We start from the raw sequence: 15,657 nt of genomic DNA, 5'->3' as shown, positions 1-15,657 counted from the left end.
GAAGGGCTTTCTGCTATTTGTTATTTGGTTAAGGAGAATGGTCTGTCGGTTATTGCGATACCACGAGATCTTTCTGGTTGATCAGACATTTCTAAATGTAGGATGCCTCCATTCGTAATATCGGTATGAGATAACCAATCCTTCGTCAACACCTGTCCATTCAGCGTAGCCGATTTGATATACACATTCTTCATACTATTATTATTCGCCTCAATTACAAACTGCTTCCCATTCTCTAAAATGATGGTGGTTTTATTAAACACCGGACTCCCCATCACATACTGATCCGTTCCCGGACACACACTATAAAACCCTAATGCACTCAACACATACCATGAAGAAGTCTGTCCCTGATCCTCATCTCCCGGATACCCATTCTCCGTCGCATTATACAACTTCTCCATCACTGCTCTCGCCCAATACTGCGACTTCCACGGCTGCCCCGCATAGTTATACAAATACACCATGTGTTGTATCGGCTGATTGCCATGTGCATACTGCCCCATATTCGCCATCACCATTTCCGTCATCTCATGTATCGGCCCACCATAAGTCCCGACTTTATAATTATTAGGAGAAGCAAACACTGCATCCAGCTTATGCACAAAATTACTATCACCCCCCATCAGGTTGATCAACCCCTGTATATCATGAAACACTGACCACTGCCAATGCCATGCATTCCCCTCTGTAAACGGGCCTCCCCATTCAATCGGATCAAAATCCGCTTTGAAGCTGCCATCTGCTTCTCTTCCTCTCATAAATCCTGTCACACTATCCCACACATTTTTATAGTTGTACATCTGCCTGCTAAACACACCTTCACAAAAGGTATTACCTGTTTCTTTCGCCAGTGTATACCCGCAGAAATCATCATACGCATATTCCAGGGTTTTTGCTGTCGCTTCTCTCACACCAGGATAAGGTACATATCCTAAAGTATAATACTCTTTCCAGCCATCACGGCCATTCGCCGGCCCCCATGGACCTTTGTTTGTCGCCTCGTGCAAATAAGCTTTCAATGCTTTTTGCGGATCAAAAGTATGCAGTCCTTTTGCCCATGCATCTGCCAATAAAGAGATCGCATGATTACCGATCATACTTCCACCTTCACCAGGAAAAGACCAGGAAGGTAACCAGCCACATTGATCATATGCATCCAGCAATGCCGCTACATAACGACCATGCATAGTGGGATGCAGCAATGCATTGAGCGGAAACTGTGCACGGAAGGTATCCCAGAACCCAGTATCTGTATACAGGTAACCTGCATGCACTTTATCGTCATAAGGGCTATAGTAATAAGGTAATCCATCCTTATCATATTCAAAGAACTGACGGGAGAATAAACTAGCTCTGAAAAAGCAGGAATAGAAGGTGGCTTTTTGTGCAGGCGTACCGCCTTCGACCTTTACCTTGCCCAGATAGTCATTCCATACTTTCCATGCAGCAGCCTTTGTCTGATCAAAGGACGCGAAGCTACCCAATTCTCTTTGCAGGTTCAGTTCTGCCTGATCCTGGCTGATATAACTGCTGGCAGCTTTTACCTGTACAACAGCGCCTTTTTTGAATTTGATATAAGCGTTTTTACCACTGAGTGTATCGGCAGTGATCGTACCGGTCTTACTATCCCACACACCATACGCCGTGAATGGCTGATCGAATTGTAATACAAAATAGCTACGCAGCTCTCTGGATAACTGCTGGCCATTGTTAATATACCCGATGATCTTTCTTTCGGCAGGAATGATCTTTACATTACTGATACGGGTATATCCATCCAGCACTACCCATGCATCGCCGGAGCGGGGAAATGTAAACCGAAGGTGTGCTCCTCTTTCTGTAGGTGCAATTTCTGTAGTGATTTTGTTGTCGAGCGTAACCTTGTAATAGTTGGGTTTCGCAATTTCATTTTTGTGGCTGAATCGTGCCGCACGCTGAAACTGGTTCACTGCCAGTGTGCCGGTAACAGGCATGAGCGAGAATACACAATAGTCATTAGACCATGAGCTACATTGATGGGCTTGTTGAAACCCGCGAATACTGTCTTTTTCGTACTGGTATTTCCAGCCATCACCATTTTTACCTGTTTGTGGTGTCCAGGTATGCATTCCAAATGGAAGGGCAGTGGTTGGATAGGTGTTGCCTCTGGTGAGGGTGAAACTGGAATTGGTACCTTGAAGGGTATTTACGTACCTGACCAGGTCGGTAGTGTCAGCAAATAGCGACTGGCAGTACAAAAGACTGCACAGCATGAGACCTTTTCTAAGCATGATTGTGGATATTTTAGCAGGGGTGAAAGTAAATAAAAATAATTCATAGGTCAATGTTTTTGGTTAGCAGGCAAAGAACGAAAAAATCGCTTCTGCCGAAGGGCAGAAGCGATTTTTTCGTGTGGGTGATGACCAGCGGCCAGCGGGATGAAAGGTTGCTATTGCTTATATTTGCAACAATAAAAATCAGCTAGCGTATGGAATCATTAAAAGGTAAAAATGCGTTGATCACAGGCGCAGGTAAGGGGATTGGGAAGGCAGTGGCTCAACAGTTGGCAGCAGAAGGTGCGAACCTCGCACTGATTGCACGTACAGAAAAAGATTTACAGGCAGTAGCTGCTGAACTGGCAGGTACAGGTGTAAAGATTGTATATGCTACGGCAGACGTAGCAGACAGACAGGCAGTAGAAACTGCGATTGCTAAACTGACCGCTGAACTGGGTACGATCGATATCCTGATCAACAACGCCGGTGTGGGTAAGTTTGGTAAATTCCTGGATCTGTCACCAGAAGAGTGGGAGCATATTGTGAAGGTAAACCTGTTCGGTGCTTACTACACTGTACGCGCGGTATTGCCAGGTATGCTGTCCCGCCAGACGGGAGATATCGTAAATATCTCTTCTACAGCGGGTAAGAATGGAGCTGCAGTAACCAGTGCTTACAGCGCATCGAAGTTTGGTTTGATTGGTATGTCTGAATCACTGATGCAGGAAGTGCGTAAGTCTAACATCCGTGTGACGACGCTGACACCCAGCACTATTGCCACTGATATGGCGATTGATCTGAAACTGACTGATGGTAATCCTGAGAAGGTGATGCAGGCAGAAGATTTTGCGGAGTTGATTGTAAGTCAGCTGAAGCTGAACAGGAGAGTGTTTGTGAAAGAGGCGGGTATCTGGTCAACAAATCCGTGATAAAAGAATATGGCATTTAGCCGGTCGCAGGCCATAGGCGACCAAATAAAGGAGAGTATATCAAAAATAAATAAACCTTCTCAGAAGTGCTTAAAGGACTACCTATCTCCATTAGGTATCCGAATAAATAAGGGCTGACCATTACTTTTTGGTCAGCCCTTATTTATTCGGATACCTTTTATAGGCATATCATCGTTTAAGCAATTGTCAGGGCCTTCATTTTGCTTTTGAGTCCCATTTGCAGTTTTAATTTAATAAAGAAAGCGCCTGTTCAAATGCGGGGAGTTTCATTTCAGTTAATGCCTCCTGCATCAGCATCTTCCCATACAATATCTTTCCTTCATAGCTCCCTAAGTTCACCTCTCCCTTACCCATCATCTTTTTCACTTCGGGTAGCGTAGGTACTTTCATATCCTGATCATGTGTCTCCTTCATTTCAGCCGCCATTCTTAAGAAGATCGTACCATAATACAGGAACACCACTTGTCTCATCAGGTAGAACTTTGCCTTTTGCAACGCAGTTGGCGTCTCTCCAAAATAAGCAGTCAGGAAAGTATCGATATGCTGTTCATTTGCTGCAAAATACAAAGCCACTATTGCCAGATCTACATATCGGTCATTTTTAAAACTCGCTTCCCAGTCGATGAGCCAGATCTTTTCCCCATCAAAAAGTACATTAGCTGGATTCAGATCATTGTGTGAAGACACGAGTTCTTCATTGATAGGATAAATACTTTTTATCTGGTCAAAGTGTGCGAAATGCTCAGCAGTGGCACTTTCCGGAAACATATTCATTTCCATAAAACGATCTCTGAAATGCGTCATCCCCTCGAGAAAATTGATCAATGGCGGAAAGAGTGGGAGGGCATGAATCGCCTTTACCTTTTCCGCAATGCTTTTTAGCTGCACATCTTTTTCCGGCAGACCTACCCATATAGGAGGTCCTGCAATAAACCGGCAAATAGACACCGCAGCATTTGCATCAGCATATAATACGGCTGGTGCAATACCTGCATCCGCCGCAGCACGCAGACAGGCGTATTCACGTGCAGGGTCAATCAGTTCATTGATGGCCATGACAAGCCTTAAGATATAAGCCTGCCCGTTTACCTGGATCTTATACACCAAAGCGGGTGATAGTCCCCTTGTCATGAGTTCAATGTCTTCTACCGTGGATGTCCCAAAGGTTTGCTGCAGGGCAGCTTCTACCACCTTTAGCTTGTGCGGCGGCAAAATGGAAAGTAGGGAGTGGTGCATACAATTAAATAATGTTGCCGCCAAGTTCTGTGAGCATGTCAGAAAAAGCATCCAGTTTTTTGGCTTTGGCAGTGGTGATAGTATCTGTGGAAAAAATATCCTGGGCTACAACTTCGGCAGAGGCCAGGGATTCTTCAAAGATCTGTTTACCTATGTCGGTCAAACCTACATAACTAACACGGGCATCTCTTTCGTAAGCCTCCCGCTGTACAAGACCTATTTTCTCTAAAGGTATCAGCATGCGGGTAACGCCGGAAGCCGTAAAACCTACTTTCTCGGCAAGGTCCACACGGCGAAGCTTTTGCCCCGGTGCCTGGTGTAATATCAAAAGGATGGCAAAGTCGGTATAGCCAATGCCATGGCCGGATAACCGGGTTTCTAACCTTCTGGAAAGGATCACATGGGCCTTCGAGAGGTTGAGTATGAGCTTTAATGATGGACTAATGGTAGTCATGGTATTTAGTTGTAAAATACTTGATATGTCAAGTATTTTGTGAAGGTATGGGATTCCCTTTTAAAAACAAAATCCTCCACAACGGTCAGCATTAAACCTTGATCAGGACCAGCGATTTTATAATAAATTCAGGGGTTTAGCGCACGATTGAAGGATAGCAGGATCTCTGTGGGTATAAAGGTTGTCTTTGTGACACTTATATTATATATTTATCCTAAACTATCATGCAATGAATTTCCGTTATGTATTACTGGTCATGTTGATGAGCAACGTACCCACGTTACTTTATGGTGTATATTCCAATTTCCCCTTATGATGAGAGGAAATAAGCCGGAGAATACAGATTTTGTTAATAAATTACTGACGGATAAGGAAGTACTGATTATAGATCAGCATAGCACAGGTAGTAAACAGTTGTACAGAAAAGGTGATGCCGTAGTATGGGTATCAGAAATGCCGGATACGGGAGACCTGAATGTTGCATTGTTCAACCTGGGCGATAATGCGCAGGAGCAGTCAGTTACTTATGCTGATTTAGGTATTAAAGGCAGCTGGCAGGCCAAAGATCTATGGACCGGAGAAGAACAGGGGAAAACCAAAGTTATGATTAAGCAGGCTATACAACCACATGGTACAGTATTACTGCGTTTACACAAAAAATAAGAAAACAGTGTCTATGAAAGTTTTTAGCAGGGTACTTAGTATCTGTGGGTTTGTCATGTTCGCACACTCGTCAGTATCGGCACAATTGAATAAGCCGGCGGCACTGGCGCTCATTAAACGTGTTTTGCCTACACAGGCAGCTTCTTTTGAGGTAGGTGAATTGCCTGCTTCCGAAGCAAAAGATGTATTTGAGATTACACCACACCAGGGAAAGATCTTACTAAAAGGGAATAATGGAGTGGCAGTTGCTTCTGCCCTGTATTATTACCTGACTGAATATTGCCATTGCCAGATCACCTGGAATGGTACACAGCTGAAACTACCGGCAAAATTGCCAATGCCGGCAGCTACCGTAAAGAAAACCACACCTTATCAATATCGTTATTACCTGAACTATTGCACATTCAACTACAGCATGAGCTGGTGGGATTGGACGCGCTGGCAAAAGGAGATCGACTGGATGGCGATGCATGGCATCAATATGCCGCTGGCCATTACAGGGGAAGAGTATACCTGGTATGAGGTGTATAAACAAATGGGCTTTACAGACAAAGAGCTGGAAGGGTTCTTTTGTGGCCCGGCTTACTTCTCCTGGTTCTGGATGGGGAATTTAGATGGCTGGGGTGGTCCGTTGCCACTTAGCTGGATGAAGAGTCATAAGACCTTGCAGCAGCAGATCATAAAGCAGGAACGTGCGTTAGGAATGACACCTGTATTACCTGCATTTACAGGGCATGTACCGGCCGCATTCAAAGAGAAATATCCTCAGGCGAAACTGAAAGCGACCAACTGGAATAATGGTTTTGCTGATACCTACATCTTAGATTCAGAAGATCCTTTGTTTGCAAAGATTGGTAAGCAGTTTTTAGAAACACAGACCAGGCTGTTTGGAACAGATCATTTGTATTCAGCAGATACATTCAATGAGAATGAACCCCCTTCTGATGATCCGGAGTTCCTCTCTAAATTGAGTGCACGGATTTATGAGGGTATGAGACAGGCAGATACCAGTGCGGTGTGGGTCATGCAGGGATGGCTGTTCTATAGTGATCGTAAGTTCTGGAAGGCACCACAGATCGAAGCGCTGTTGAAAGCAGTGCCGGATAATAAAATGATTCTGTTAGACCTGGCCGCAGAAATTGAACCGGTATGGAAAAGAACAGATGCATTCTATGGCAAGCCATGGATCTGGAACCAGCTGAACAACTTCGGAGGCAATGTGAACCTGTTTGGTCGTTTGGAAGGAGTGGCGGCAGGACCCGCACTGGCATTACAGGATCCGAATTCAAAAAACCTGAAAGGGATTGGACTGACCATGGAAGCGATAGAGAACAATCCGGTGATCTATGAACTGACCATGCAGCATACCTGGCAAACAGAACCTATACAGTTGGATGAGTGGCTGAGAAAATACGCACGTAACCGTTATGGTGTGGATAATGATACTTTGGTACAGGCATGGCAGGTATTGAGAAAGACGGCTTATAATGGACAGACGATACGTGATGGAGCAGAGTCGATCATTACCGGCAGACCTACATTTGATAGTACTACCATATGGACAAGAACTAAGCTGAACTATGCGCCATTGGACCTGATTCCTGCATGGGACTTATTCATCAAGGCTTCTAAGAAAGGCGTGCGTACGGATGGATTTACGTATGACCTGGTAGATGTGACCAGACAGGTGATGGCGAACTATGCTACGCCTTTGCAACAACAGTTTGTGAGTGCTTATAAGACACGCAATATGGCCGGGTTTCATAAATATAGCAAAGCATATCTGGAATTGATAGATGATATGGATCGCTTATTAGCTACGAAAAAAGATTTTCTGTTAGGTCCATGGATTGCGAGTGCGCGCAACTGGGGTACTACTCCTGCAGAGAAGGCGCTATACGAACAGAATGCCCGTGACCTGATCACCTTGTGGGGAGATGCGGAGAGTCCATTGCATGAATATGCAAACAGGCAATGGAGCGGATTGCTGAAGGATTTTTATAAGGCACGCTGGGAGCAGTTCTTTGATTACCTGATGACGGAGGAACGACCGGATTTCAAAGCGTTTGATAAGAAGATCAGTCAGTGGGAGTGGCAGTTTGTAAAGACGCAGAAGACCTATCCTTTGACGACCAGTGGCGATCCGGTAGTGGTAGCACAGCAGATGTATACAAAATATCATGACCTAATAGTTGCAGCTTATGAAAGATAATCAACGATTGCAGTCATTGGACGCACTGAGAGGGTTTGATATGTTCTGGATTATGAGTGGGGAGCATATCATTCATACACTGGCGAAGGCGACCGGGTGGGCGCCGGTGGAATGGATGTCAGCACAGTTGAATCATACGGAGTGGAATGGGTTTACTTTTTATGATATGATCTTTCCGTTGTTCCTGTTTATTGCAGGGGTGACGATGCCATTGTCGTTGCAAAAGAAGATGGATGTGGCGGGTGTAAAGTATACTTATTTACTGCCAGGTGAGGAGAAGCGGAAGCTATATAAGGTAATGCTGAAGCGGGCTTTGATATTGGTGGTATTGGGTTTTATCGTGAATGGATTGTTGAAGTTTAATGGATTGGAGAATACAAGATTTCCGAGTGTGTTGGGAAGGATAGGGCTGGCATGGTTCTTTGCAGGATTGATTAGTTTGAACTTTTCTGTGAAGGGACAGGTGTATTGGTTAGTGGGGATACTGTTAGGATATTGGGCATTGATGATGTGGGTGCCGGTGCCGGGGTATGGAGCGGGTGTATTGACGATGGATGGATCGTTGGAGTCCTATATTGATAGGGTGTTAGTGCCGGGGAGGTTGCATGATAAGGTGCATGATCCGGAGGGTGTATTGTCTACATTGCCGGCGATCGGGACGGCGCTGTTAGGAACATTGGTAGGGACTTTTATACAGAGAGGCGTGCAAACGCCGTTGAGAAAAGGTGTCATGATATTTGCCTTTGGAGCGGTGTTGGTGTTGTTAGGGTATGTATGGGGTTTCAGTTTCCCTATTAATAAGCGGTTGTGGACGAGTTCTTTTGTATTGTATGCAGGTGGTTTTAGCGTGTTGTTCCTGGCAGTGTTTTATTTGATAATAGATGTGTGGGGACTCAGGAAATGGGCATTCCCATTTGTGATCATTGGTACAAATTCGATCCTGATCTATATGGCGGCAGAGGGGATGGTAGATTTTAGATATACTGCAGGGTTTGTGTTTAATGGGGTAATACAATATGCGCCGTTATTGTGGCAGCCTGTGTTTGCGGCAATGTCGGTGACGTTTGTACAGTTATGTTTGTTGTATGTCTTGTATAGAAATAAGTTGTTCCTGAAGATCTAAAAAAGGGATGTATCAAAAATAAAAAAACCTCTTCAGAATTGCATAAAGGACTACTTATCTCCATTAGGTACCCGAATAAAACGAGGCCGTATCTTACTTCTGATACGGCCTCGTTTTCTTTGAAAATGGGTTTCATTTTCGTTGGTGAATTCCCTCTTTCACGAATGTTTTTTATTGTTTGAATAAGCCAAGTATGTTTAGTTTGTCAATTATCAATAGCAATACAAAAACAAAGATTGATAATACCGTAAAGCCAATGACTATATAAGCAAAGTAGTGGATGGTCCATTGCAAAGCAATCTTCAACCTGTGGATAAATGAGATAGATTGAGCAGTCGCGCCTTCATACAAGGACAACTTCACTGTACAGAATTCATTTTCTGTATTGAAATTTCCTAAGTCAACACCGAGGTTTTGCAACCTGTCTTCCAATTCCAATTGTCTATCATAAATAGGTAACAATTCCTGATTGGTACCGGGTTGTTTTTTCAACGCTTCTAATGATGCTACTGTTTTCTCTAAAGAAACCTTTTGCGCATTCAATTGTCTATACTCATTCGTCTTATCTACTTTCGTAATTGACATAGACCGGATGATGCCAATTCCCTGTATTTCATGATAGAAAGAATCGAACGTTTCAGGATTCACGCCAATCATCAAATGCAACTCCCGATCGCCTTTTCTCCCTAATGCTTTTTCATACTGGATCATGGCTTTGTAGGACTCTATTTTCTTTCGCACATTTTCTTCGTCCTTTTGAAAGTCACTGGTGGTTGTTCTTACCACTGCGGTCTTCTCATACTTTTGATTAGTAGAAAAATCCGGTTGTGGACCTGCTGTAGGAGCCATTTTTAATTTAGATGTGGCATAGTTCTTTCTCAGTCCGTTCACCTGATCAAAGTAATTCTCATAATAATCCCCGGTACTATTCGTATTCGACGCTACATACCCATAAATCAATCTGAAAATAAACAGTACACAGAATACTCCCGCCCCCCAGCGGAAGAGACGCCAAAACCTGGCCTTAATTGAGGTTTGCATAGTTTAAAATTGTAATGTGAATATAGGCTAAATTTCTACTGAAATACCAAATGCTGCATTCAGCACCAACTTACCTTCGGCCTCTGTGCCATCAGGTAATTTCAATCCTTTTAATTTAGTGGTTTTCCCTTTGGTCAGCAGATCAATCATTTGTTTGTCAGATATTTTCTTTCCATGGGTTTCAAAAGGCACCTTGAATCCACATACTTTAAAGTTGGAACATCCATACGCTGCATTCCCTTTGATCAAAGGATGCTCCTTACATTTAGGGCACTGCAGGCTGGAAATTTCCTGTTTAGCTTTAGGTGCTTTTTTAGGTTTCTCTTCTTTTTCGGGCGCTGGCGTTTGCACGGCTACAATGGTTTTGTAGGAGGCGTTCTTCACTTCCTGGGTCAGGTCCACCACCATCTGGATCAGTTCCTGTTTAAAGGTATCCAGCTGGTATTCCCCTTTTTCTATCAGTCTTAATTTCCGCTCCCATTGTCCTGTCAGCTCTGCACTTTTCAGCAGGTCGGAAGTAATGGTATCGATCAGGTCCATACCGGTTTGGGTAGCGAACAGGTTCTTTTTTCTCTTCTCTATGTATTTACGTCTGAACAGGGTTTCGATGATATTCGCACGGGTAGAAGGACGGCCGATACCGTTGTCCTTCATCAATTCTCTCATTTCTTCATCGTCTACCTGCTTACCGGCGGTTTCCATGGCACGGAGCAGGGTGGCTTCCGTAAATGCTTTTGGGGGCGTGGTTTTACCCTGGTGTACCCTTGGAGTATGGGGGCCGCTTTCACCCACTACAAATACGGGCAGTACTTTTTCCTCGATTTCTTCTTTACCGTCTTTGGTTTCTTTTGGCGCGGGTGCATCATTGGCATACACTTCTTTCCAGCCGGGTTCCAGTATCTGTTTACCTGTTACTTTGAATTCAACCTGACCTACTACACCCAATACGGTGGTGTTCGAAATCTTACATTCCGGGTAGAAGGCCGCGATAAAGCGTCTGGCTACCAGGTCGTAAATGCGCTTTTCTTCCAGCGGGAGATTGCTGGGATATACACCTGTAGGGATGATGGCATGGTGATCCGTTACCTTTTTATCGTCAAAGACGGTTTTCAGTTTGGGGATCGGTTTAGCCAGTATAGGTGCTGTCAGGTTAGCGTATGGTTTCAGGTCCTGTAAGATCCCTTCAACTTTTGGATGGAGGTCTTCAGAGAGGTAGGTGGTATCCACCCTTGGGTAGGTGACCAGTTTCTTCTCGTACAGGCTCTGGATATATTTTAAGGTATCGTCTGCCGTGAATGCGAATTTCTTGTTGGCTTCTACCTGCAAACCGGTCAGGTCAAATAAACGAGGGTTGCCTTCTTTTCCTTCCTTCTTTTCGAAACTTGTGATTTCGAAAGGATGTTGTTTCAGGTATTCCAATCCCTTATTGGCTCTGTCCAGGTTTTTGATACGGTCAATAGTGGCTGTGAATTCTGTGTCGCGGTAGATGGTTTTGAGTTCCCAGTATTCTTCTGATACGAAGGCGTTGATTTCCTTTTGCCTTTGTACGATCATGGCGAGGGTAGGGGTTTGCACACGGCCGATGGACAAGACGGTTTTGCCGATGGCAAATTTCTTGGTGAAGAGGCGGGTGGCGTTCATACCCAGCAGCCAGTCGCCAATAGCGCGGGCACTACCTGCAGCGTATAAGTTATCGTACTGATTCGCGTCTTTGAGTTTCTGAAAACCATCGCGGATGGCTTGTTCCGTCAGGGATGAGATCCACAGCCTTTTCACAGGTGCAGAACACTGGGCTTTGAGTAATACCCAGCGTTGAATGAGTTCTCCTTCCTGCCCGGCATCCCCGCAGTTGATCACCTCATCACAGGCTTGTACTAAGGTTTCGATGACTTTGAATTGCTTTTCCACACCACCGTTGGATATGAGTTTAATACCGAAGTGGGAGGGGATCATGGGTAGATCTTCCAGTCGCCAGAATTTCCATTGCTCGGTGTAATCGTGAGGTTCTTTGAGGGTACAGAAGTGCCCGAAGGTCCAGGTGACCTGGTACCCGTTTCCTTCATAGTATCCATCTTTGCGTGTTTTAGCGCCGATTACTTCAGCGATGTCGCGGGCGACACTGGGTTTTTCTGCAATGCAAACCTTCATAAATTACATTCCCTGATGGGGCAGGCAAATGTAGGAAAACAAAACCACGAAAAAATCGATTTTACCTTCGGCAAAATCGATTTTTTCGCAAGGGGCATGGACTGCGGCCGGTTGGAAAGGTTATCCGGTATTCTTCGGTTAGCTGGAAAATGTTATTTAATAATCAACGAACTGTTCATCCACATAACACCACAACCATCTTTCTCCCGGTTCTGCCGATATCACCACCGGATGTTGTGTTTTATGAAAATGCTTCGTCATATGCTTCTCTGGCGACTGGTCGCAACATAAAGTTGCGCCGCAGGTCTGGCAGGTACGAAGGTGCACCCAGTCAGATCCTATTTTTACACACTCCCCGCATACATGTTCCTCATCAACTTTGAGTGTCTTGATTGCTGTAATATGTGAACAAATTTCTGACATAGTTATTTATTTCACCTCTGCGAGGTATTTGTGTACAAAACTGATGGCCATAGACCCTTCGCCTACAGCTGCCGCTACCCTGTTCATGGCATTTGCTCTTACGTCGCCGGCTGCAAAAATGCCCGGACAACTGGTTTCCAACAGATAAGGATCTCTCTGCTGTTTCCATATCTGCTCAAACTCAGGGTGCGTGAACAGGTCCCGACCCGTTTCTATAAATCCTTTGTCGTTCTTGATGATATTCATTTCCAGCCATTCTGTAAATGGCTTCGCACCAATAAAGATGTACAATCCATCTGCATGTTCCTGTGTCTGCTCACCTGTTTTGGTGTTGGAAATGATCAGGCATTCCAGTCTGTCAGATCCTCTGGCTTCCACCACTTCAGCAAATGGACGTACATGAATATTATCCGTTTCCACGATCCTATCTATAAGGTAGGCAGACATGGTGCTGGACAAATCTTCTCTGCGAATGAGGATATTCACATTCCTTGCAAACTTGGAAAGATACATGGCGGCCTGTCCGGCAGAGTTACCGCCACCTACTATGAACACATCTTTGTCCTTACAGGCAGGGGCCTCTGTCATAGCAGCACCATAGTAAATACCGGCACCTGTAAAATCAGCTACACCTTTTGTATCCAGTGTGCGGTAATCCACACCTGTGGTAATTACCACACTCCGGCTGTTTACAAATGTGTCATCTTCCATGATGATCTTATTGTATCCACCTGTTTGCTCAATGGCTTTCACAGATTGCGGGGTGATGAACTCTGTTCCTAAACGTTGTGCCTGAGAGATGGCTCTGCGGGCCAGATCAGCCCCACTCAACCCCTTTGGAAACCCCAGGTAGTTTTCAATTCTGGAACTGGTGCCTGCCTGTCCGCCGGGGGCACGTTTCTCTATCAGCAGGGTTTTCAATCCTTCAGAAGCGCCATATACACCCGCTGCTAAACCGGCAGGTCCTGCACCAATAATCACTACATCGTACACTTCATGTTTGATCTGTGGATTCAGGCCTACTTTGCGGGCAGTGTCCTGTATAGAAGGATTGGAGAGGAAAGTGCCATCTTCGAAGAAGATCACTGGTACATCCTTTTCATCCAGTTTATTCAGGGCAAGCAGATTACAACCTTCCTGGTTGCTATGAATATCCAGCCATTTATAAGGAATGAGGTTCCCTGCCAGAAAATCTTTGATGGCATGGCAGGTGCGTGAGTACTGGTACCCAACTACCTTAATGCCTTTGAATTCCGGGTGATAATCGCTTTTCCAGTCATCCAGCAGATCATCAATCACAGGGTAGAGTTTGTCTTCTGGCGGATCCCATGGCTTTACCAGATAGTAATCCAGTTGTACCGTATTGATGGCTTTAATAGCTGCGTCCGTATCAGAGTAAGCAGTGAGTAATACCCTTTTTGCATCCGGGTAAAATTTGATCGCCTTTTCCAGGAAAGTCACCCCATCCATCACCGGCATGCGTTGATCGCTGATGAACATGGCGATGGTTTCTCCTTTGTTCTTCAGTTCCAGCAGGCTATTGAGCGCTTCCTGCACATCGGAGGTACTGATGATCTTATAATGCTGTCTATACTTGTTTTTCAAGTCACGCACGATCGCCCGCAAAACCTGCGGATCGTCGTCAATACAAAGAATAATAGGTTGGTTCGTATTTTTCTCAGTGTCTTTATCTGGCATAAGCGCACCGTTTTTTTAGTGAATTAATGGATGGGGATCAGCACAGAAAAAAGTGTCTTTCCCGGGACTGAATTTACTTTAATATTTCCATGATGTTGCTTCACGATCTGGCAGGAAATGTCCAGACCGAGTCCGGTACCTTTACCAATTTCTTTGGTTGTAAAGAAAGGGTCGAAGATCCTGGACTGGATATTCTCAGGAATACCGGGCCCGTTGTCGATGATGGAGACCTTTACACAAGTGCCATCTTTCTCTGTTTTTATTTCGAGGGTACTGTTTTCCCGGCCCTGCATAGCATCCACTGCATTATCGATCAGGTTGGTCCATACCTGGTTCATTTCCCCGATCATGATACTGACAGGTGGGAGAGAAGTATCGTAGTTTTCGATGAGTTGCACATGTCCTTTGCGCAGTTTGTACTCCATGATGTTGAGCGTATTCCGGATACCATCATGAATATCTGTGAGTCTTTTATCATGGGACTGGTCCATGTGGGTAAAGGTTTTCACAGAGCCAACCAGTTTAACGATGCGGGCAGAAGCTTCTTCGATGTCCAGCACCATTCTTTCGGTGACGAGGTTCTTGTCGATCCAGTTGAGTACAGCCGACAGAGAATTTGGTGACATATGGGATTTAAATTCTTCCAGTATGTCTATGGTAATGCCGAATTCCACGAAATTCTCAGCTATTTCCACACCATTGGCCACATCGTGGTCATCCAGCCAGTCCACCATGTCATCTTCCTTTGCGCCTCTTTCCATCATGGTGAGTTTGGGTCTGTCGGTAGATTTGAGGATGGTGAACATTTTATCTTTTACAAAAGTCACATCGTCCGGGGTCATCTTTATGGCCATGACCTGCTGGAAGGTATCCGGCATGAGTTGCAGGTGCTTCCTTAAAGAGGAGGCGCCCCGAACGATGGCGGCAGCGGGGTTGTTCAGCTCATGCGCCAGACCGGCGGAGAGCTTGCCCAGTGCCATCATCTTTTCATTCTGGCGCATCATGGTAGTATATTCCCTGACCCTGTTTGTCATCACATGTACTAATGCCTGGGTGAGTTCAAACTGGGTATGGATCATGACATCGATCTTTTCGATAGGGAAGCACATGAGCTGTGATTCCACCATTGCTTCGCTGTAGATGGTCGCTGTCATACCGCGGGAGAAGGGGAGGTAGCCACTGATAGTACCTGCTTCCATGACGGTAATTTCGACGGGATCGTTGTTCTGCAGGTAGTACAGACGGAGCTTTCCTGAAATAAGGATATAGGTAGCATTGAGGGGTTCGCCTGTTTTGAACATAAAATCCCCTGGTAGAAGCGTTTTGGGTTCGCTGTTTTCAGCCAGCCATCGAAGTTGTTCGACGGGTACGTCTTTGAACGCCTCGACTGATTGTAGCCATTCAGTGGAAATGTTTACCATAACTTAAAGTTAAAGATAATTTGCCCGTAA

The 15,657-nt window shown here is 45.0% G+C and carries 12 protein-coding genes; 4 read left to right on the top strand and 8 right to left on the bottom strand.

Features of this window, described 5'->3' with window-relative positions:
* Positions 1 to 20: 20 nt before the first annotated feature.
* A complete protein-coding gene (locus tag BW716_RS22185) occupies positions 21 to 2,273 on the bottom strand; it encodes a GH92 family glycosyl hydrolase (RefSeq protein ID WP_179091224.1) in 2,253 nt (750 codons plus the stop codon).
* A gap of 197 nt (positions 2,274 to 2,470) precedes the next feature.
* On the opposite strand from BW716_RS22185, the gene BW716_RS22180 reads away from it, so the two are divergent.
* A complete protein-coding gene (locus BW716_RS22180; RefSeq protein ID WP_083726087.1) occupies positions 2,471 to 3,187 on the top strand; it encodes a 3-ketoacyl-ACP reductase in 717 nt (238 codons plus the stop codon).
* Between the two features lie 246 nt (positions 3,188 to 3,433).
* Here BW716_RS22180 and BW716_RS22175 read toward each other — a convergent pair whose 3' ends face one another.
* Both BW716_RS22175 and BW716_RS22170 read right to left on the bottom strand, forming a co-directional pair.
* On the bottom strand, positions 3,434 to 4,444 hold the full coding sequence (locus BW716_RS22175; RefSeq protein WP_179091223.1) for a phosphotransferase: 1,011 nt from the start codon (positions 4,442 to 4,444) through the stop codon (positions 3,434 to 3,436).
* 4 nt (positions 4,445 to 4,448) lie between these two features.
* Positions 4,449 to 4,898 (bottom strand): MarR family winged helix-turn-helix transcriptional regulator, encoded by a 450-nt coding sequence (locus BW716_RS22170; RefSeq protein WP_083726083.1) that lies wholly within the window; start codon positions 4,896 to 4,898, stop codon positions 4,449 to 4,451.
* Positions 4,899 to 5,210: 312 nt separating this feature from the next.
* Between BW716_RS22170 and BW716_RS22165 the strand changes: the two genes are divergently transcribed.
* The 3 genes from BW716_RS22165 to BW716_RS22155 are packed head-to-tail and all read left to right on the top strand — an operon-like array spanning position 5,211 to position 8,896.
* Complete coding sequence (locus tag BW716_RS22165) at positions 5,211 to 5,561, top strand: hypothetical protein (RefSeq protein WP_083726081.1); 351 nt, start codon at positions 5,211 to 5,213, stop codon at positions 5,559 to 5,561.
* Between the two features lie 13 nt (positions 5,562 to 5,574).
* The gene (locus BW716_RS22160) at positions 5,575 to 7,773 is read left to right on the top strand and encodes an alpha-N-acetylglucosaminidase (protein WP_083726079.1); all 2,199 of its coding nucleotides are present in this window, start codon (positions 5,575 to 5,577) and stop codon (positions 7,771 to 7,773) included.
* Positions 7,763 to 8,896, top strand: coding sequence for an acyltransferase family protein (locus BW716_RS22155; RefSeq protein WP_083726077.1), 1,134 nt, complete (start codon positions 7,763 to 7,765; stop codon positions 8,894 to 8,896). The genes BW716_RS22160 and BW716_RS22155 overlap by 11 nt, the downstream gene beginning before the upstream one ends.
* 171 nt (positions 8,897 to 9,067) lie before the next feature.
* Here BW716_RS22155 and BW716_RS22150 read toward each other — a convergent pair whose 3' ends face one another.
* The 5 genes from BW716_RS22150 to BW716_RS22130 form a co-directional block, all read right to left on the bottom strand.
* Entirely contained in the window at positions 9,068 to 9,937 is an 870-nt protein-coding gene (locus BW716_RS22150) for a DUF4349 domain-containing protein (RefSeq protein ID WP_083726075.1), read from the bottom strand.
* Positions 9,938 to 9,964: 27 nt separating this feature from the next.
* Entirely contained in the window at positions 9,965 to 12,085 is a 2,121-nt protein-coding gene (locus BW716_RS22145) for a type IA DNA topoisomerase (protein ID WP_083726073.1), read from the bottom strand.
* 156 nt (positions 12,086 to 12,241) lie between these two features.
* Entirely contained in the window at positions 12,242 to 12,508 is a 267-nt protein-coding gene (locus tag BW716_RS22140) for a UBP-type zinc finger domain-containing protein (RefSeq protein WP_083726071.1), read from the bottom strand.
* Positions 12,509 to 12,514: 6 nt separating this feature from the next.
* Complete coding sequence (locus tag BW716_RS22135) at positions 12,515 to 14,206, bottom strand: FAD-dependent oxidoreductase (protein WP_083726069.1); 1,692 nt, start codon at positions 14,204 to 14,206, stop codon at positions 12,515 to 12,517.
* A gap of 23 nt (positions 14,207 to 14,229) precedes the next feature.
* Positions 14,230 to 15,627, bottom strand: a complete 1,398-nt coding sequence (locus BW716_RS22130) for an ATP-binding protein (protein WP_083726067.1) — start codon at positions 15,625 to 15,627, stop codon at positions 14,230 to 14,232.
* Positions 15,628 to 15,657: the final 30 nt, after the last annotated feature.

It is taken from the genome of [Flexibacter] sp. ATCC 35208 (genome assembly GCF_001975825.1).
Taxonomy (GTDB): domain Bacteria; phylum Bacteroidota; class Bacteroidia; order Chitinophagales; family Chitinophagaceae; genus Chitinophaga.
Note: the sequence above shows the minus strand (reverse complement) of the source record. Positions and strands in the feature narration are given on the sequence as shown.